Annotated in this window: 14 protein-coding genes and 1 tRNA gene; 4 read left to right on the top strand and 11 right to left on the bottom strand. The window is 50.3% G+C overall.

What is annotated here, in order from left to right; genetic code table 11:
* The first annotated feature begins 173 nt into the window (after positions 1 to 173).
* A complete protein-coding gene (gene gspK, locus ACFQNF_RS16590) occupies positions 174 to 1,094 on the top strand; it encodes a type II secretion system minor pseudopilin GspK (protein ID WP_380189038.1) in 921 nt (306 codons plus the stop codon).
* A gap of 68 nt (positions 1,095 to 1,162) precedes the next feature.
* Here the strand turns inward: gspK and ACFQNF_RS16585 are convergent, their stop codons facing one another.
* From ACFQNF_RS16585 to ACFQNF_RS16560, 6 genes are all read right to left on the bottom strand, one after another.
* Complete coding sequence (locus ACFQNF_RS16585) at positions 1,163 to 2,488, bottom strand: sensor histidine kinase (protein ID WP_380189037.1); 1,326 nt, start codon at positions 2,486 to 2,488, stop codon at positions 1,163 to 1,165.
* A gap of 49 nt (positions 2,489 to 2,537) precedes the next feature.
* Positions 2,538 to 3,236 (bottom strand): response regulator transcription factor, encoded by a 699-nt coding sequence (locus tag ACFQNF_RS16580; protein WP_046350171.1) that lies wholly within the window; start codon positions 3,234 to 3,236, stop codon positions 2,538 to 2,540.
* A gap of 67 nt (positions 3,237 to 3,303) precedes the next feature.
* A complete protein-coding gene (gene hemH, locus ACFQNF_RS16575; protein ID WP_380189138.1) occupies positions 3,304 to 4,404 on the bottom strand; it encodes a ferrochelatase in 1,101 nt (366 codons plus the stop codon).
* Positions 4,405 to 4,519: 115 nt separating this feature from the next.
* Positions 4,520 to 6,436 (bottom strand): transglutaminase TgpA family protein, encoded by a 1,917-nt coding sequence (locus ACFQNF_RS16570; protein ID WP_380189036.1) that lies wholly within the window; start codon positions 6,434 to 6,436, stop codon positions 4,520 to 4,522.
* A 139-nt stretch (positions 6,437 to 6,575) separates the two neighbouring features.
* Positions 6,576 to 7,517: a DUF58 domain-containing protein gene (locus ACFQNF_RS16565; protein ID WP_380189035.1), complete on the bottom strand. Its 942-nt coding sequence runs from the start codon at positions 7,515 to 7,517 to the stop codon at positions 6,576 to 6,578.
* Positions 7,518 to 7,530: 13 nt separating this feature from the next.
* A complete protein-coding gene (locus ACFQNF_RS16560) occupies positions 7,531 to 8,442 on the bottom strand; it encodes an AAA family ATPase (RefSeq protein ID WP_380189033.1) in 912 nt (303 codons plus the stop codon).
* A 155-nt stretch (positions 8,443 to 8,597) separates the two neighbouring features.
* On the opposite strand from ACFQNF_RS16560, the gene ACFQNF_RS16555 reads away from it, so the two are divergent.
* Together ACFQNF_RS16555 and ACFQNF_RS16550 are read left to right on the top strand one after the other, a co-directional pair.
* Entirely contained in the window at positions 8,598 to 9,578 is a 981-nt protein-coding gene (locus ACFQNF_RS16555) for a histone deacetylase family protein (RefSeq protein ID WP_380189032.1), read from the top strand.
* Positions 9,579 to 9,679: 101 nt separating this feature from the next.
* Complete coding sequence (locus ACFQNF_RS16550) at positions 9,680 to 11,710, top strand: hypothetical protein (protein WP_380189031.1); 2,031 nt, start codon at positions 9,680 to 9,682, stop codon at positions 11,708 to 11,710.
* A 54-nt stretch (positions 11,711 to 11,764) separates the two neighbouring features.
* On the opposite strand, the gene ACFQNF_RS16545 is transcribed toward ACFQNF_RS16550, so the two are convergent.
* Together ACFQNF_RS16545 and ACFQNF_RS16540 are read right to left on the bottom strand one after the other, a co-directional pair.
* Positions 11,765 to 13,231: an inorganic phosphate transporter gene (locus tag ACFQNF_RS16545; protein WP_380189030.1), complete on the bottom strand. Its 1,467-nt coding sequence runs from the start codon at positions 13,229 to 13,231 to the stop codon at positions 11,765 to 11,767.
* 109 nt (positions 13,232 to 13,340) lie between these two features.
* Entirely contained in the window at positions 13,341 to 14,786 is a 1,446-nt protein-coding gene (locus ACFQNF_RS16540; protein WP_380189029.1) for a protein adenylyltransferase SelO, read from the bottom strand.
* Between the two features lie 66 nt (positions 14,787 to 14,852).
* Here ACFQNF_RS16540 and ybaK point away from each other — a divergent pair, with 66 nt between their 5' ends.
* Entirely contained in the window at positions 14,853 to 15,365 is a 513-nt protein-coding gene (gene ybaK / locus ACFQNF_RS16535) for a Cys-tRNA(Pro) deacylase (protein WP_380189028.1), read from the top strand.
* A 14-nt stretch (positions 15,366 to 15,379) separates the two neighbouring features.
* Here ybaK and ACFQNF_RS16530 read toward each other — a convergent pair whose 3' ends face one another.
* The 3 genes from ACFQNF_RS16530 to ACFQNF_RS16520 all read right to left on the bottom strand — a co-directional run bounded on the left by ACFQNF_RS16530 (position 15,380) and on the right by ACFQNF_RS16520 (position 19,559).
* Positions 15,380 to 16,987, bottom strand: coding sequence for a methyl-accepting chemotaxis protein (locus ACFQNF_RS16530; RefSeq protein ID WP_380189027.1), 1,608 nt, complete (start codon positions 16,985 to 16,987; stop codon positions 15,380 to 15,382).
* Between the two features lie 615 nt (positions 16,988 to 17,602).
* Complete coding sequence (locus ACFQNF_RS16525) at positions 17,603 to 19,261, bottom strand: response regulator (protein WP_380189026.1); 1,659 nt, start codon at positions 19,259 to 19,261, stop codon at positions 17,603 to 17,605.
* 213 nt (positions 19,262 to 19,474) lie between these two features.
* Positions 19,475 to 19,559 (bottom strand) — tRNA-Leu (locus ACFQNF_RS16520).
* Between the last annotated feature and the right edge of the window lie 57 nt (positions 19,560 to 19,616).

Raw genomic sequence — 19,616 nt, 5'->3', positions numbered from 1 at the left:
CACGTGTTCCCCCCTTTGAAAAAGGGGGGCGAGGGGGGATTGAGCACGGCTTGAGTTACAAAAACTTGCCAAATAAGGTAGCTAAAAAGGCAAATCCCCCTCAATCCCCCTTTGAAAAGGGGGAAGTTACTGTGCTGAAGTGGTGTCATGAACTTGTGTAGATACTTATGCCCATGATGCGCAAACAAAGAGGCGTTGCCATCATTACTGCCGTGCTAACCGCTGCCTTGGTGACTACCCTTGCGGTGGCCATTGCCTGGCGGCAGCAGCTGTGGTTCCGGCAATTAGAAAATCAATTTGATCTGGCCGAAGCTCGTGGTATTGCTCGTGCATCGATCAATCTGGCGCGGCTCACCTTGCGTGACGACGCACGCAATAATCAGATCGATCATCAGCTCGAGCCGTGGAATATCCCGATTCCGGCGATTCCTGTAGAAACAGGGCGGGTTGGCGGGCGTTTATTAGAGCAGCAAGGGCGCTTTAATTTAAATAATGTAGTGCAAAATGGGGTGCTGAATGAGGCTGGGTTTGCTGCATTTCAGCGCCTATTGCAAACTTTGGGCTTGCCGCTGGATATCGCCAATGCGCTGGTCGATTGGCAAGATGCAGATAGCCTGACGCGCTACCCTGGTGGTGCGGAAGATGTTGAATATTTAGCGATGCCTGAGGCCTATCGAGCGGCCAATCGCTCCTTGTTGGATATTCAAGGCTTATCGCGAATTCGTGGCTTTACGCCAGAAGTGATTGCAAAGTTAGAGCCGTTGGTCAGCGTATTGCCGCAATCCACGCCTGTGAATGTGAATTTTGCTGGCCCTGAAGTGCTATCAGCCATTATTCCCGGTTTGTCGGTCTCTGCAGCGCAAGGCGTGGTTGCAAAACGCGCTGGCAAGTATTTTAAAAGCGTCGAAGAATTTAAGCTGGCTTTGCCTCAGCAGTTGCAAGCTACGGTTTCTTTGGAGGCGATTTCAATTCAGAGCCGTTACTTTATCAGCGAAGTAGATGCGCATTTTGGCCGGGTGAATATGAGTTTTCAAGCGCTGCTGGAGCGTAAAAATGATCAGATTCCACGCATTGTTTGGTTGAGAAGGCGTTAGATGTGCATTGTAGGCTGGGTGGATGAGCAGTTTGTTTATTGTTTAAAAGACTGCGTCATCCTAAAAAATTAGCCCGTTTTAATTGGCAACATCACCCGCACAATCAGCCCATGTGGTTTGGCATCGAGTAATTGAATGCTGCCACGATGTCTTTCGGTGATTTCCTTGACGATGGCCATGCCTAGGCCACAGCCGTTGCCGGTTTGTTCGCGGCGGTAGAATCGCTCGAATACACGCTCTTTATCCGAATCCGGAATCCCTGCGCCATCGTCTTCGACTTCTACTACATAATGCTCGCCTTCAATGCAGAGCCGGACAGTAATATTGCAGCCGCGCGGGATGTATTTAATCGCGTTTTCGACCAAATTGGTAAATAGCTCGCGTAATAAGGCGGAGTTGCCATTCATTGGCGCTTCAGAAACGTCGGTGTCACAGCCTAGATCCATGCCTGCCGCCAGCGCACGGGGCACACATTCTGCGGTTAGCTCTCGGATGAGTTTAGCTAAATCTAAAGCAACGCGTGGCATGCCTTTGGCACTATCTGGCTCAGATCTTGCCAGTGTGAGTAATTGATTCACCAAGTGGATGCTGCGATTGGCGCTGGTATGCACCATAGAGAGCCGATTACTCAGCCCTTCCGGGGTGGTTTCGCGCATGGCCAGCTCGGTTTGCGATTTTAATCCGGCCAGTGGGGTTCTGAGCTGATGTGCGGCATCGGCAATAAAGCGGCGCTGTTTGGCCACGCTTTCATTGGTGCTACTGAGTAAGCGGTTGAGCGCTGCGGTAAGCGCACCGACTTCTTCTGGCTCGTTATCGAGCTGTAGCGGGGATGGGTCTTGGCCGGAGTGTTCTTCTACCCGGCGTTGCAAGCGAGCTAAGGGCAGCAGGCCGCGGTTGATCCCCCACCAAACCAGAAAACTCATGGCAAAAATTAGCAGGGCCAAGGGCGCGGCGATGGCAATTAAAATTTCTTGGGATAGTTGGCTGCGTGCTTCGGTGCTTTTGCCAACTTGCACATGCATCCATTTCTTTTGCTGGGTAATTTCAACCGGGAAATACAGCGAAACAATGCGCAGTGATTCGTTCTGAACCATTGCATCATAAAAAACAATGCGGCTGTCGGGCTGTAAATGTGTGGGAAGCGAGGGCAGCTCGCTATTACTAAAAATAACGCCGCCTGAATTGAGCGACACCATATAAAACAGGCGCTCGTCGTAATCATCTTCAAGTAAAAGCTGGAGTGCGCGCGGAAAATCAATAATCAGCCCATTGTCCTGCGGCTTGATTTGTCGCCCGATGGCGCGTGCGGTTTGTAGCAGACTATTATCAATAGCCGTGTTGGTGTAGTGCTTGGCTACGTTGTAGCTTAAGAACGCACCGGCAAGCCAAAGCACCCCCTGCGGTATAAGTAACCACAGGAGGAGCTGTCGCTTTATTGAGAATTTACCCCTCAACATCCTGCGCTTGAGCTGGTTGCTTCTCGAGTAAATAGCCAAGACCACGGATAGTACGGATCACTACGCCGCAAGGATCAAGCTTCTTGCGTAAGCGGTGTACGTAGACTTCGATTGCGTTCAGGCCCACTTCGGCATTTTCTGAACCTAATTCGCCCACGATCTGCTCTTTAGTCACCACACGATCAATATTGGACATTAAAATTTCCAATACGGTGAGCTCACGGGCAGAAAGATCCAACGGCGTGTCATTACACCAAGCGCGTTGGCCAGCGCGATCTAAACGCAGATTGCCCAATTGCTGTACGGACTGCGGCAAGATTTTGCTGCGACGGAGCAAGGCACGCAAACGCGCTTCAAGTTCTGTGAACTCAAATGGCTTGGCAAGGTAATCATCGGCACCTGCATCTAAACCGGCTACGCGATCTTCCAAGCCATCAAGAGCCGTCAGGATCAGGATAGGCAAAGAAGGTTTGTGCTGACGAACGTTTTTTAAAACTTGCAAGCCATCCATGTTTGGCAGGCCAACGTCCAACACCACAACTTCGTAGTCGTTGTGCAGTAAAATTTGTAAGGCAAGAGCGCCATCGTTAACACAATCAACTTGAAAGTCAGCCTGAGACAGGCTGGTTTTCAGAGCGTCAGCGAGAATTAGGTCGTCTTCAGCGAGAAAGAGCTTTGTGCTCATGTTCTGAACCTCGTTTTGTAAGAATAAGCTTACCGGCAGTTTAACTGTAATTTCTTTAATACCCAAGTTAATTTTGCGCACCTAAAGCCTGGGCTCTGCTTAATGTGCATTGTTGTGTATTGTCTATAGCAGTGTTGTCAGTAAGTAGCCAGCCAGAAAGCTCTTTTTTTGTCAGCGCGGTTAAAGCATCTATCCAAAGAGGCGAATCATTAAGGCAGGGAATGAAGTGGTAGTCCTTACCACCGGCCTGTAAATAGTCTTGCTTTCCTTCGATAGCAATTTCTTCCAGTGTTTCTAAGCAGTCAGCAACAAAGCCAGGACAGACCACATCCAGCCGACCCGTAGCTGCCTTGCCTAGTTTTTTTAGAGTGGCAGTCACATAAGGTTGCAGCCATTCGGCACGGCCAAAGCGGGATTGAAACGCCACGGTGTATTCAGATTCGGCTAAGTCTAGCTCTTCAGCTAATAAGCGGCCGGTTTTACGGCAGTAGCAGTGATAAGGATCGCCCTTATCCAAGGTGTAGCGCGGCACGCCGTGAAAGCTTATTAATAAATGATCCCCCCGGCCCTTCGTTTGCCAGTATTCACGAACGCGGCCTGCCAGTGCTTTGATATAGCCTTCATCATCATGAAAGCTGCGCACAGTACGGATGGCGGGCTGATTGCGATAGGTGGCGAGCACCCGTCCCACTTCATCAATCACGGTAGCACTGGTGCTGGCCGAATATTGTGGGTAGAGCGGCAGGATAAGTAATTTTTCACAGCCTGCAGCTTTCAGCTTATCCATCTGTGCTGCAATCGAAGGCTGGCCATAGCGCATGGCATATTCAACTAAAACCTCGCTGTGGCCTTGCTCGCCCAGCCAGCCTTTTAAAAGCTTGCTCTGCTTTATTGTCCAGACTTTTAATGGGGAACCTTCGCTCATCCATACACTTGCATACTTAGCAGCTGTTTTTTTGGGGCGAAAAGGCAGGATAAAGGTGTTCAGAATCACCCACCAAACGGCTCTTGGTATTTCTACCACACGGGGGTCAGATAAAAATTGGCGCAGATAAGGACGAATGGCTGCGGGGTTAGGCGCGGCAGGCGTGCCTAGATTAACCAGTAAAACGCCGATACGGCTGGCTTGGTCGTGACGAAAAGGCGGTTCAGGTAAAAAAGTAGGCATAGCGGCGGGCTCAAATGGATTGTCCAAGGCGTGCTGACGATTCATTCACAATTGCGCTGAGTCATGAATGAAACGCCAACAGACACTAAATCATAACAGGCAAAGCACGGTTAAATTACATGTGAAAATGACGCACTGCTTTCTGTAGCTTTAAAAGCGCTGCGTCATCCTTTCCATAACGGCTGGCGATGTAGAGCTGGGTAATGTAATAAATGGCGTCATTGTACTGAGGTAATTGCAAGCGGGCACGCTGGCCAAACGTAAGCGGGCCTTCATATGGCAGCAGGGAGCATCCTTTGCGGGCCAGTTTGCGAGCAAAGCGTTGCCAGGCTTGGTGGGCGGGATCGGGTTTGGGGGCGTTGTTTCGGGTGGCGAGTAAAAACAGGCCGGCAAGAATAAGGCTGCTGATCAGCAGCATACGCAGGATAAATTCGCTGGATAGCACATCCGGAATGCCTAGTTTTTTGAAGAGCTGGCTTTGCTTGCGCGAATCGTAGCCCATTACCCATTGATTCCAGCCGTTAACCAAATTGTCCCAGTTTAAGCGCAGCTCATGGATCCATGCGGGCGGTGCGCCATCCATAAAGGGCAGTGCGTCGGTCTGATTAAGCCCGATGTTTAAGCCATCATTGATCCGGGAAGGGGCGATCACGGCGGTGGGGTCAACCCTTTGCCAGCCGCTTTGAGGCAGCCAGACTTCGGTCCAGGCATGGGCATTGGCCTGGCGCACGATCAGGTATTTGCCGCTGCGATTCCATTCTCCTCCCTGATAGCCGCCCACCACGCGGCTGGGTATGCCTGCGGCCCGCATTAAAAAGGTGAAGCTACTGGCGTAGTGTTCGCAAAAGCCCTGTTTATGGATAAATAAAAAATCATCGATGCCATTCGCCCCCTGGCTAAGAGGCGGTTGCAAGGTGTAGCTAAAGCCGCCCTGACGTAAAAATTGCAGCCCTTTATTAATGCGCTCCATGGGCGGAAGTGTTTGCCAGCTGCTGGCGAGCTGTCTGGCCTTTGGGTTGCCTGATTTGGGGATTTGTAATGCGCTCGTGAGCGTGTCATCACTATAGGTGCGCCAAACCAAGGCGCTGCTTAAACGATAGCGCTGCCGTTGGGTGATCGGGTTGCTATTGACGGCTTGCAAACGGTTGCTGATGAGCGCGGTTTCTGGCAGCTCGGTTGGCATATCCAGTGCGAGCAACCAGTTTCGATTATGTGGCTCCATGGTGATGGTGTAGCTGATAATGGGGCCTCGTTTTTCGATAGCCGGGCCGCCTGCTTGGCTGATTGGGGCTTGCAACCAGGCTTCCCCATCAAAAATATCGAACACCGGCCCGCGCCAATACCTTGCGGCGGCTTTAGGGATGCTGCCTTCAAACTCTACCCTGAAGGCAACCGATTCATCGCGGGCTAATTTACTGAAATTACCGGGGCGCATTTCATCGCCCAGACCAGTGCGTGCGCCCGGTTGCTCGTCGGGCATGCTCCAAAGAGGCGGCAGGCGCGGGAAAAAAACAAATAAGAAAAGCGCAAACGGCAGCGCTTCGCACAACATATAAAACAGCTGCTTTGCAAGGGCTTGCCAGGATTGTGCGCTTTGCCATTGCATCAATTGCCCCGTGATGGCCAGCATAGAGAGCGTGGCCCAAGGGAAAATCCATGCCGAGCGCACACTAAGAAAACCAGCACCCAGTAAAAAATAAGCGAGCAAGCTGATAACTTTTACGTCGCGCTGGGTACGGGTTTCAAATAGCTTAATGGTTGCAAGGCTGGCCAGCGAAGCCACGCCTCCTTGACGGCCGATTAAGGTGTGGTATTCCAGCCAGATCAGCAAAAATAATCCCACGGCAAGCAAGAGGCTGAACAATGTGGGTGGCAGTGCTTTCCCGCTGTAGGCAATCCAGCTTCGCCACAGCAGAAGCAGGGCAAGGCTGAGGGTGTGCCAGGCGCTAAATTGCAGGCAAAGTGGCGCGAGTACCAGTGCAAAAGTGGCGATCAGATATTGCAGCGGCATTCGGGCGAGTGGCGTGTGCATAAATAAAGATTAAGTGTCCAGATTGTTGGGCTTGGAAATACGCAATAACGACGGAAAATGGCTTTATATAAGGTTTGATATAAGGTTTGTTTTTCTTTATGAAACCCCGTGTTTCAAGATTTGGGTTTGCTGCGCAATATCAGTGATTAAATAAGGCCAATGCATTGAGGCAGTTTATTTGATGCGCCTCGCCCAGAGCAGGGTCAATCGATTGATTGGGGAGCGATAAGCCATAGGGCGTGCCGAGTTGTTGCGCCGCTAAAATCCATGCAGCCAGCCTTGATAAACGCGCTTCGCTATCTAGCCCTGCGAGTTGATTCCAGTTGAATACCTGTGCAGATGCGCCTTGCGAGTCAAAAAACTTAACGGGCAAAGATTCGCTATGCGCAGCGTGCTTCCATGCGATTCTGCGTAATGAATCGCCCAGCTGATAGGGGCGTATGCCAGCGAAGTCTTCTTCTCCTCGCCCGATGGTATTGCCCTGATCGTGATCAACTTGCCAAGGCGGCGGATCGTTTTCTGGGCAAGGCCAGATTAAGCAACGTGCCGGGCTGTTTAAATAGCTCCAAGCTTGGCACCAGCCCACGGGGTAACGGCTTGATAAATGCAAGGTGGGTGCATCTAGCCAGCCGCGCTGCTGGCTGAGCAAAGGAACGGCAAGCTCAACCTCGTGCTCAATCAGGCTGGCACTCACGGTGGGCTGGTTTTTAAACTGAAATAAAATAGCATGCCGGATCAGCGTGCTGCCATGGCTGATATGGAGCGGAAAAGAAGCGATTTCTCCGGCAAATACGGCAGGCGCATCAAAAAGCTGCAAGCGAAGTTTTAATAAATTTCTAAAAGTGCGCAGCAGCACAGCATGGCCTAAGCCCAGCAGGCTAAAGGCAAATAAATAAGCCAGGCTGAGCTGGTAATTAATCGCACCAATTAAAATCAGCAGGGCGGTAAAGCAGAAGGCATAGCCAAAGCCGCTAGGTAAGATATAAATGCGATCGTATTTGAGCGTCATCACGCTGCTTTGGGCGGGGTGCCGTTTAGCAAACCAGTGTTGGAGCCAGCGTTGCTTGAGTTGATTGAGCATTGCAGCCCCAAACTTAAGGAATCGGTGTTTCTAAAATCAGCGCCTTTACCATCTCGACAGCGGCTTTACCGCTGCTGGGCATCACTAGCCGGTGCTGGGTGACAGGCACAAACACCGCTTGAATATCTTCAGGCAAAACTAGCTCTCTGCCATCCAGCCATGCCCATGCTTGTGCGGCATGCAATAAGCCTAAAGCTGCTCGCGGTGATAAGCCGCACATAAACCGCCCCGGATGGCGGGATGCGGCAATCAGTGCTTGCACATAATCGAGTAAGGCGGGGGCAATATGCACATTGCGGACGGCTTTCTGGCTTGCTTGTAAATCGCTGCTGTTAATGGCTTCTGCCAGCGTTTCAATTAAATGGCGTCGATCTGTTCCTGCCAGCATGGCTCGCTCGGCATGCGTATCTGGGTAGCCCAGCTCAATGCGCATTAAAAAACGATCAAGTTGCGATTCGGGCAGCAGAAAGGTACCTATCTGATGCGATGGATTTTGCGTGGCAATCACAAAGAAAGGCTCGGGCAATGGCCAAGTGGTGCCATCTGCCGTGACCTGACCTTCTTCCATGGCTTCAAGCAGGGCGGATTGGGTTTTGGGTGAGGCACGGTTGATTTCATCGGCTAGCAAAAGTTGCGTGAATAGCGGGCCATGATGAAATTGAAAGCGCTGATTGTCCCGGTCAAAAATCGATACACCGGTGAGGTCCGCAGGGAGCAGATCGCTAGTGAATTGCACGCGTTGGAACTTTAGCCCCAGTGTGCGGGCTAAAGCATGGGCCAGCGTGGTTTTGCCTACACCGGGCAAGTCTTCGATCAGCAAATGGCCCTGTGCAAGCAGGCAAGAGAGAGCCTGACGAATTTGCACTGGCTTACCAAGAATGATGGCTTCAAGTTGCTTAAGAACCGCAGGCAGGCGTGGTGCCATGGTATGGCTTCCTGTTTATTTATCACTTCAGTGTTGACCATGAATGGCAAACTGTCTATTCGCTTTCGTTGCCAGTGTATTTGCCAAGGGCGTAAACTAGTCGTCAGAATAGCCTGTGCTTAGGGCTGAGGCAGCCTATTGCTGGCTGAATAAAAATGGATTTAAGCAGGCGGCGATGGCGGCTTGTCTTCAGAGGGGTAGTGCCGGTGAGTAGTGGTCCAAGCGCTTATATTAGTCACCCCGCCTGTGCCATGCACAATATGGGCAAGGGGCATCCTGAGTGCGCGGAGCGTCTGGAGGCGATTAAAGATCGTTTGATGGCGGCAGGGATTTGGGATTTTTTGCTGCATATGGATGCACCCGCAGCGACGCGGGAGCAACTGGCACGCGTGCACGGTATGGCGTATTTAGACAGGCTGGCCATGATTTCACCCACGCATGGCTTTGTGCATGCTGATCCTGATACCGCCATGAACCCGTTTACTTTGCGGGCGGCGTATCACGCTGCAGGGGCGGGGATTGCAGCGGTGGATGCGGTGATGCAGGGCAAAGCCGCTAATGCTTTTTGCGGGGTGCGCCCGCCGGGCCACCATGCAGAAAAAAACAATGCGATGGGCTTTTGTTTTTTTAATAATGTGGCCGTCGCAGCGCGGCATGCGATCGAGCAATACGGCTTGGAAAGAGTGGTGATTGTTGATTTTGATGTTCACCACGGTAATGGCACCGAAGATATTTTTTGCGAAGACCCCCGTGTGATGATGGTGAGTTTTTTTCAGCATCCTTTTTTTCCTTATTCGGGCGATGTGCCACGCGGCGCGAATATGCGTAATTTCCCTATGCCGCGTGGCACTACGGGTGCGCAGTTCCGTGACTTGGTGATTGAGCAGTGGTTGCCGGTATTAAATGAATTTGCGCCGCAATTTGTTTTTATCTCGGCAGGATTTGATGCTCATTTAGAAGACGAAATGTCGACGATGGGCTTGGTCGAGGCTGATTATGCATGGGTGACCAAACAGCTGATGCAGATCGCCGATCAGTATGCCGGGGGCCGGATCGTATCGTTTTTAGAAGGCGGCTACGATCTTTCGGCCTTGGGGCGGAGTGTGGCGGCGCATATCAAGGCCTTGTCTGATTAGGCAGGCGTCTGACATTTATTAAATCTTGCGAGCATCTGACAAGCTTCTGTGCCTTACCTTTGCTATAAATGCCACTGGGATGACAATAAGTGAGCAGGGCGATGCGGGGCATTCTTTTACTTCTGCTGTTTAGTGTGCTTGCTGCCTGCGGTGGTGGTGCAAGTGATGCAACAAGCGGTGCGGCAAGTGCTGTTGCGGTGGCCAGCGGCGCGGCCCAGCTTTCGCTTACTTTGCAAAATGAGGCCGGGCAGGTTTCTACTACGGTTTATGCCAACTCGATTGCTCCGCTTATTGTGCATTTAAGTGATGCAAAAGGTTTACCGCTGAGTAATCGAGTGGTCAAGCTGGGCGTTACCACTTCTTCCCTTAGTAAAATTAGCCCTGATACGGTGCTGACCGATGCCTCCGGGCGGGCGCAGTCGCAGCTGATCACTAATGACAGCACAGGGGCTGATGCCATCAATGCCAGTATTGATATTGAGGGTAAATCGTATAGCACTGCATTTAATTACAGCGTTAGATCGCTTCATTTTACCCTGAGTGCCTTAAAGCTGGATTTAACGACGCTGTCTGCGGGAGGAAGCGCGGGGGTGTCGCTTACGCTAAGCAATAGCGAAACAGGGCAGGCATTAGAAATGCCGGTGAGTGTGAGCTTTAGCTCGCCTTGCGCTGAGGCGGGCAAGGCGCTGCTGTCTTCGCCTGTTTTGGCGATCATTAGTACGGTGAATGGCGTAAAAACAGCGACCGCATCAACGACGTATCAGGACAAATCTTGCGCCGGGTCTGATGAAATTACCGCCACAGCCACCTTGGGCGGGGTGAGCCGTTCAACAAAAGCCAGCTTAAGCGTGCTTGCCGCAGCAGCAGGCAATGTTGAATTTGTAAGTGCGATTCCTGATCTGATTTCTTTGCCTGGCATAGGCGGCAATACCAGTGCGGTGCTGCTGTTTAAAGTGAAAGATCTGCAAGGCACGGCGCTGGGCGGGCAGTGGGTTGATTTTGCTTTAAATACCAGCGTGGGGGGCATTTCTCTGGTGCAAAGTGCGGGCCAGAGCCAGCCCGGCACAGGGCTGGTGCAGGCAGTGGTGAATGCAGGCTCAGTCAGTACGGTGGTGCGGGTAACCGCAACGCTACGCGGCACATCGCCCCTGATTAGTAGCCAGTCTAATGCGTTAACGATTTCTACCGGCTTGCCGCATCAAAATGGTTTTAGCTTATCGGCTGATGTGTTGAATCCCGAGTTTTATAGTGTGGATGGCAATAGCATTATATTAACGGCGCGGGCGTCGGATCGCTTTGGTAATCCGGTGCCAGATGGCTCTGCCGTTAGCTTTATGACCGAGAGCGGTATTGGAACCATCACGCCACGCTGCACCATGGTGAGTGGGGCTTGCAGTGTGACGCTGCTGAGCTCAGGTAATCGGCAAAAGCTGGTCGGTGCAGGGCGGATGACCGTGCTGGCGCAAATGGTGGGCGAGGAAAGTTTTAATGATCTCAATGGCAATGGTGTATTTGATACAGGAGAGAGCTGGTCGGATCAGGGAGAGGCCTTTTTAAATGCCGATGAAACCGCCCATGCCTCGCCGCTGGCCTTGCTGGCGGTGGATGGCAGTGCGTATGTTGAGCCCTTTGTCGATTTTAACGGTGATGGGGTATACAACGCGCCGGACGGGCAATACAACGGCGTACTGCGTGCTGCAAGTATCCCTGCTTCTGTGGCCAAAACAATCAATGTATCGAGCCGTGGCCTGATTATCTGGTCGGGTAGCTCCCTAGGTAGCAATGTGCTGACTTACCCTGTGAGCCCCAGCAAATTGTGTGCATCAGGTAGCCTGATCAGCCAGTTTGCCTTTGCAACAAGAGATGGCAATGGCAATGTGCTGCCGGCTAAAACGCAGGTTGATTTAGAAATCACACAAACTGTGCTGGTGGATATCTTGGGTAATGCCATTAATAACCCTGCGCAATTATCCGGGCTAACAAGCTTTGCAATCCCAAGCACGGCAGTCGCTTCGCAGTTTAATGGCACGGTATCTGCCGTGGCCTGCCCGATTCCGGCGGATGCACAGTTAGTGGTGAAAGTGAAGTTTCCAAGCGGGGTAGAAACCTCACAAAGCGTGCCGTTGAATTGAGTGTCTCAATAAAAAAGGCCATGTCGATCAACATGGCCTTTAAGTGTTTACTCTTTATTTAATCCAATAGCTGGCGGCAATAAATAAGCCACCTGCGAGCGCCATCGATACCGGCAGTGTCAGCACCCAGGCCAGTAAAATGTTTTTCACTGTTTGGCTTTGCAGGCCGCTGCGATTGGCCACCATGGTCCCTGCTACGGCAGAAGATAAAACATGGGTGGTAGAAACAGGCATGCCGGTGAGGCTGGCAATGCCGATAGCCGATGCGGCGGTAATCTGAGCGGCCATGCCTTGGCTATAGGTCATGCCCTTATTGCCGATTTTCTCGCCAACCGTTAGTACAATCCGCTTCCAGCCAATCATGGTGCCAAGGCCCAGCGCGAGGGCTATTGCCACAATCACCCACTGTGGAGCGTATTCGGTGGTGGCGGATAGATCTTTGCGTAGACGATCTAAATCGGCTTTTTCTGCTGAGGTAATGCTTGGCAATTTGCTGACTTTTTTAGCTGTATCGTCAAGGCAAAGCAGCAAGCGGCGCACACGGATGCGCTCTACTTCAGGTAACTGATCATAATTATGAATGCCTGCTAGCTTAGTGACCAGCTCATTGCTCGCTGGCATGGTTTGCTGTGTGTCACATTTGAATTGCGGTGGCAAAGGGGTGTGTGCATTTTGATCGATGTAACTATTGAGCCGATGGCTGTTACGGCTATAAAACTGCTGCAAATGCAGGGCCGCATCGTGAGTACGCTCAATTTGATAAGTGGTGCTGGCCATGTCAACTACAAACTTCCCTGGCACAATGCCGATCAAAACCAGCATCAGTAAGCCAATACCTTTTTGCCCGTCATTGGAACCATGTGCAAAGCTAATGCCTAATGCCGACAGAATTAGCGCAACACGCGTCCAGAATGGCGGGTGTTTTTTGCCATCTAAGGCTTTGCGCTCATCCGGGGTGTTGTGCATGCGGGAATCGGCTTTGAATTTTTTTAGTAGCAGCAACAATCCTCCGGCAACAAGAAAACCAACCGTGGGCGAAATAAGCAGCGATAGCATAATATCGATGGCTTTTTGGGTGTTGATCCCTTCAAGCAGGGGGATGTTTGTCATCCATGCATTGGCAATGCCTACGCCCAGAATGGAGCCAATCAGGGTATGCGAGCTAGAAGCCGGTAAGCCTAGATACCAGGTGCCTAAATTCCAGACAATCGCGGCAGCAAGCAGGGCAAAGACCATAATCAGCCCTTGCCCGGAGCCTACATTGAGCAGCAGTTCAACGGGCAGTAAATGAACGATGGCATAAGCCACACCCAGCCCGCTGAGCAGTACACCAAAGAAATTACAGATGCCAGATGCAACCACGGCAAGATGGGGGGGCATGGCTTTGGTGTAGATGACGGTGGCAACGGCATTGGCAGTATCGTGAAAGCCGTTAATAAATTCGTAGGTAAGTACAAAGCCAAGGGCCAGGACCAGGCTGATGGCAACGCCGTAGTCAAGGCCACTAAAAATATCGGGCATGGTAGGGGAAGGTGAGTGATAACGGCGCGATTATGCCCCAAAACCGCCATACCCTGTTTTGATTTCAGCCGTATTGCAGAAAATAATCGCTAGAAATTATTTACTGTTTTTAGGACGAGCAAGAAACGCCAATTTGTGCCGCCCACTCTGGAGGGAGCGCCGCGTAATGATCAAAGTGGGGCTGCTCATCAAAGGGATGCATCAGGCATTGCTGTAAAGCTTTGATTTCTTTGAAATCACCTTCGTCTCTTGCTTTGCGAATGGCGATTTCTGCCAGATGATTGCGCAAGATATATTTAGGGTTAACGCGATTCATTGCCACTTGTCGCTCAGTAGGATCATGTATTTCAGAGCCTAGCCGGATCTGATAATTGGTAAACCAAATATCAAAAGCGCCTCGGTCTTGGAAGTGATCACGTAGCTCTGCACCTAGCTGTGGCAGATTGCGCCAGAAATAAGTCCAATCGCAGCGGCTGGCGTGCATCAGCTCAAACAGCGTGGTGATTAAGTGCCAGTCGCTCTCTTGCCAGTGGAGTAGTCCCAGTTTTTGACGGAGTAAATCGGCAAAGTGGTTTTCAAATTGCCCTTGGTACTGCTGCAATGCATGCAGGGCGGATGCTTTATCCATCAGGGGCAGTAGGGCTTGCGCCAAGACGTGCAGATTCCATAGGCCGATCTCGGGCTGCTGCTGGTAAGCGTAGCGGCCACTGTCGTCAGAGTGGTTGCAGATATGCCCCGCATCAAAACCATCCATAAAACCAAAGGGGCCGTAATCAAGCGTGAGGCCCAATATGCTCATATTGTCAGAATTCATGACGCCATGACAAAAGCCGACAGCCTGCCATTGGGCAATCATCAGTGCGGTGCGCTCTACTACGTTTGCAAGTAAGGCCACATAGGGATTGCTGGCGGCAGCACAATCCGGGTAATGATATTCAATCACCCAATCGGCGAGTGTGCGTAGTGAATCAACATCATGGCGATAATGCTCAAAATGGCCAAAGCGTACAAAGCTGGGAGCGGTACGTAAAACCACCGCAGCGGTTTCTAGACTTTCCCGCCACACCCCTTGTGCTGATCCAGCCATGCCCAGTGCCCGCGTGGTGGCAATGCCAAGGCCGTGCATGGCTTCAGAACATAAGTATTCACGAATCGACGATCTGAGTACCGCACGGCCATCGGCACGGCGGGAGTAAGGCGTGGGCCCTGCGCCTTTGAGCTGCATTTCCCAGTGTTGCCCATTGGGGGCGAGATACTCGGCAATCAGTATGGCTCGCCCATCGCCAAGCTGGCCTGCGTTGACGCCGAACTGATGCCCGGAATATACACTGGCAATGGGCTCGCTGCCCTGTGGTAAGCGATTGCCGCAGAGGTAATTGGCGAGCAAAGGGTGCTGTTCTGCTTCGCTGGCTAGCCCCATCTCACTGGCTAATTCCGTATTCCACGCAATCAAATAGGGCGAGGGAAGCGGCGTGGGCTGGATGCGCGAGTAAAAATGTCCGGGTAGACGGCCAAAGCGCGGTGTGAGTAAAATCTGATCAAAAGTAGGTTTCATTGCGATATAAACCAGAGTGATTTAGTCGGGTATTGTAACCCTGTCAGCGTTATTGTGAGGTAGTAAATGAGTGAAAAAACACCCGTGACTCAAGCGATTCGTATCCTTCGCCAGCATGGCGTGGCTTATGTGGAGTGCTTGTATGCTTATGAAGAAAAAGGCGGCACAGCGGTTTCTGCTCAAGCGTTAGGCGTGAGCGAGCATCAGGTGATTAAAACCCTGATTATGGAAGACGAAAAAAAACAGCCGATGATTGTGCTGATGCACGGGGATTGTGAGGTGTCGACTAAGAATCTGGCTCGCCATCTTAAAGTAAAACATATTGTGCCTTGCCAGCCGGAGGTGGCTAACCGGCATTCAGGTTATGTGGTTGGGGGCACATCACCCTTTGGCACTAAGCGGGCCATGCCCGTGTATATGCAGGAAAGCATTGCCGATCTGGGGCTGATTTATATCAATGGCGGTAAACGCGGCTTTTTAGTGAGGCTAGAGGCCAAAGAAGCTATTCGGGTGCTTCAACCTGTTTTGCTGGATATGGCTAATCCGCATGAGATGGCTAAAAACACGGGCAGCGATTAGGCCACCCGGCTTGGCTATAGATTAAATTTGGCAACAACCGCTTTTAAGCTAAACGCCTGATTGTCTAGCTCCTGAGCCGTATCGGTGTTGGCTTGCACTGCCTGATTGTTTTCTTCGCTTGCCTGCGCGATCCGTTCGATATTTTGGCTGATCAAATTACAAACCTGACGCTGTTCACGCAGCGAATCCACAATGGCATGGATGGCGGTGTGCACAGACTGTGCGGCATTTTGGCTGTTCTGCACGGATTCTGCTGCTGCGCCAGCATGCTGCACGCCTTGTTGCACCTCGCTCAGCGCTTGATTCATGATGGTGGCCGCTTCGGTGGTGCTGGTTTGAATCGCGTTGATTGTTTCATTGATTTCAAGTGTGGATTGGGTGGTGCGCTCAGCCAGTTTTCTGACTTCATCAGCAACCACGGCAAAGCCCCGGCCCATATCGCCCGCACGAGCGGCCTCGATCGCCGCATTGAGTGCCAGTAAATTGGTCTGATCAGCAATATCACGAATGACTCTGGCGATTTGCCCAACAGCATTCGAGCGGTCTTGCAATTGCAAAATATGCTGGGTGGCTGATCCGATAGTGCCGCTCATTTGTGAAAGCGATGCTTGGGTGGCCTGGATGACTTGGCTGCTGGTATGCGTTGCAGCCAGAGCGAGATCGGTTGAGGTACTGACATCTTCTGAGTTGTCGGTAATGATCGAAACGCTGACGGTCATTTCTTCTACTGAGGAAGCAAGTGAAGCTGAGGCTTGGTTTTGTAAATCGATGGCTGCTGATGTTTGCTGGCTTCCCTTGCTGAGCTCATTAGATGCAGTGCCAATGGCGTGCGAGCTGTTGGCGATTTCCTGCACTGCACTTCGCAGGCTGTTTTGCATGTCGCCCAGTGTATCGATCAGTGTGCCTAATTCATCTTTACCAGCAGCCGGCTTGGCTTTACTTAAATCGCCTGAGGCAATAATGCTGGCAAATTGAGTGGTGCAGAGTACCGCGCGGCTAATGTCTCTGATTAGCCAGATGGAGAAGGCAATTAATATCAGCGCAATAAAAATAAGCAGCCAGATATTATAAGAGCGGGTTGCTGTATAGGCTTGCTCGGAAGCACTGTGTTCTTGCTTGGCTACATCAAGTTGCAGGGTGATCAGCTCAGAGATCTTGTCAGCAACCGGCTCAATCGCAGGGTACATTTCATTGATAACCAACTGATCAAGCACTGCTCTATCGCTATTTTGCATGGCTTGTTTTAAGTTGGCGCTCATTTGGTTAGCAAGCTTCATGCGTTGTTCGTTCTCTTTTGCCAGCGTACTTTCTTTATCGTCCATTTTGCTGGCCATATAGTTGCCCCAATCACGGGCAATACCTTCTTCTGCCGATTTAATCGAGGCAATGCCTTTTTCTGCGCTCAGGCTGCCGTTGCGTACTTTATGGCTGGTGTCGACAATATTGACAGCATAGAGGTCGGCTACATTTTTCAGGTCACGCAAGGGAACAACACGATCTTGGTAAATGCTGTTCATGGTTTGGTTGGCTCGATAGATGCCATTTAGCCCAATTAAGCTCGTTATCAAAACAGCAATAATGCCCAGGGTACTCATGATGATTAAACGTAAACGTAATGACATAATCGTCCCCGGTTGTTTGATCAATGAATGATAGGTTTATTCTTGAGTAGATACAGCATTCATGTCATTGTTTTTTTTGATGGCATGAAAAATTCATAATACATATATGCGGTTTTAACAATTCATGTTTTTTTATTTGCAGACAGGCTAGAGGGGTGAAATGGGAAGCGAGAAAGCTTGCAAGTAAGGGGAGCTATAAGGGGTGACCCTTTTAATGCCTTTGTTGTTGTCTAATCTGCTTTAAAATTGGAGCATATTGTTTTTTTATTGCTGTGTTTTTTGTATTTTTGGTGTTTTATTGTTTAAAAACAGCAATATAGGTTTTCTTCTGGTTTTTTTTGATTGTGCTTTTTAAATAAAATTAAATGATTGTTTTTTTGTTTTGTAAGTTTTCTATTTCAGATGAAAGTAGTGTCGGGCTATAGGTAGATGATCTATTTTTTCATTTTTCTGATGTATTTATACAAATTAGATGTTCTGGTTTTAGTTGGTTTTTAAAATAATCATTTTTCAAATGACCATGGCGGCTCAGGCTGGATACGCTGTTTGGTTGATTTGTTTCGTAACATAAATTGCGCAAACTTGGCTTGTGAAAGCCGTTATCTGCTCTTGTATTTAAGCGGGCAAAGAGGAGGGAGGCGTGGGTGTTACGCTTGGCGGAGCGATGAGCTCATCCAGGTCATTTTTTAGACTAAGTAAAATACTTTCGTCGATATTGCCTTGCAGACGACTAATCAGATCACTTGCTGTATTAAGCAGCGATAAGCGAATTGGATTGTCTTCAATACCAGCTTTTAAATATTTGATGCTGGCATGGGCTGCAGAAAGGGTGAGCCTTGAGTTGCGTGTGCTTTGTGCCTCGGGCACCAAAAGGGCTACGGCTTCTTCGAGGCGGGATTTCAGCATAAGCTGCACGCCGTTATTATTAATATCGGTTATTTCTTGTCCTGTTTGTTGAATAAACTGCCGCCAGACAGGGCGTTGGTTGGCGGTGCTTTCTAAAATACCCGACATGTTTTTTGTGGTGACAAAACGCTTTGCCAGAATGGCCAGCCAGCGATAAGGCGCGGCAGATGGATTAGGGGTTTCTTGATCGTTGCAGGGAGGGGAAATTAAATTAGCGGTCATAATAAAGCTGATGGCTAACTCCATTGTAAAGTCATCCTGGGTCATGCTGGCTTCTATATGGGCTAGCTCATCGCTTTTGCCACTATAAATGGCGGCGGCTAATTGGGCGGATATTCTGTTCTGGATGATGTCATCTTTGCGCGCTAGCTCTTGCACCATTTTCAAGTATTTTTCGGCGTCACCTAAATCGCCTTCCTGCTTGGCCGCTAAAGCGAGCTGCAATACGGTATTGCTTGATAAGAGTGATGAGTTTCCACCGCAGTTGACCGCTCTGCTTAATAATTGCTTCGCCTTAGCGCTATCCCCCAGCATATTGGCTAAATTACCTGCTTTTTGCAGACGATTAATATTATTGGGTGTAATGGTCAGGCATTTATCAAAAACCACCATCGCTTCATCTAAACGTCCTTCATTCATATACATATTGGCCAATTCTTCGTAGGCATCTACATATTGGCTGTGTTGCACAATGGATGATTGCAGAAGCTGGTCTGCCTTGGTTTTATTGCCTTGCTTGTTGTAAACCTTTGCAAGGCCAAGCTTGGCCCAGGGCACTAAACGGCTGGCCAGGATTTCTTCAAAGAGCGCTCGTGCTTCTTCGAGCTGATTGCTCTCTAATAATAGTGTGGAGAGAAGCCGTAAAAGATCAGACTTATAAGGCACATCCGGCTTTGCAAGTAAGCCACGCGCGGCTTCAATGGCGCCCTGTGCATTGTCTTGTGCAATGCAATCGTAAATGAGCTGTAGTGCTTTCTTTTTTTTCCACGCTACGCTGAGCCTGTCGATCAGTTGGGAGCCAGAAAAAGGTTTGATCAGGTAATCATCTGGGCCCACTTCAGCAACCGCAACGACTTTTTCGTAGGATGCTTCGGCGGTAATCATAAACCACACCGTGCTGAGCGGTAATTCGCCATTTCTGCGAATTTCCTCAAGCAGCTCCTGCCCGTTCATGCCTTCGCCAAAATCGTAATCGCACAAAATAACGTCGTACTCCGCATTGCGAAGCCTGCGGCGGGTTTCGCCAATGCTGCTCGAGGTATCTACCCGGGTGATGCCAACCTGAGCGAGGGTCATACGCAAGGATTGGCGAACGGTTGGCGCATCATCGGCAATGAGTGCACGGGCATTGTTTATCAGATCGGTCATTGTGCTTGGGCGCTAGGAAGTTGACAGGTGTATTAACTATCAACTGATTATGGAGAAAGCGTAGCGCTAATTGCTGTAAAGAAATGATTTTGAGCGCTGTTTGGTCGGTTTGCCCGGCGCGTGGGTGGGTAGGCATAAGTTACAGACGTAAAAAAACCCAGTGTGTGCTGGGTTGTTTTTTCTTGATATGCGATGTTTTTTAATTAAAGCTGCTGGTGCCCAGAAGAGGACTCGAACCTCCACACCCTAAGGCACATGGACCTGAACCATGCGCGTCTACCAATTCCGCCATCTGGGCAATACGTCTAGCATTTAAATCTATTGCAAACTTACTTGTCTGTTGCTGACTTTTTTA

This window comes from Iodobacter arcticus (assembly GCF_042664895.1).
GTDB classification, from domain to species: domain Bacteria; phylum Pseudomonadota; class Gammaproteobacteria; order Burkholderiales; family Chitinibacteraceae; genus Iodobacter; species Iodobacter arcticus.
Note: the sequence above shows the minus strand (reverse complement) of the source record. Positions and strands in the feature narration are given on the sequence as shown.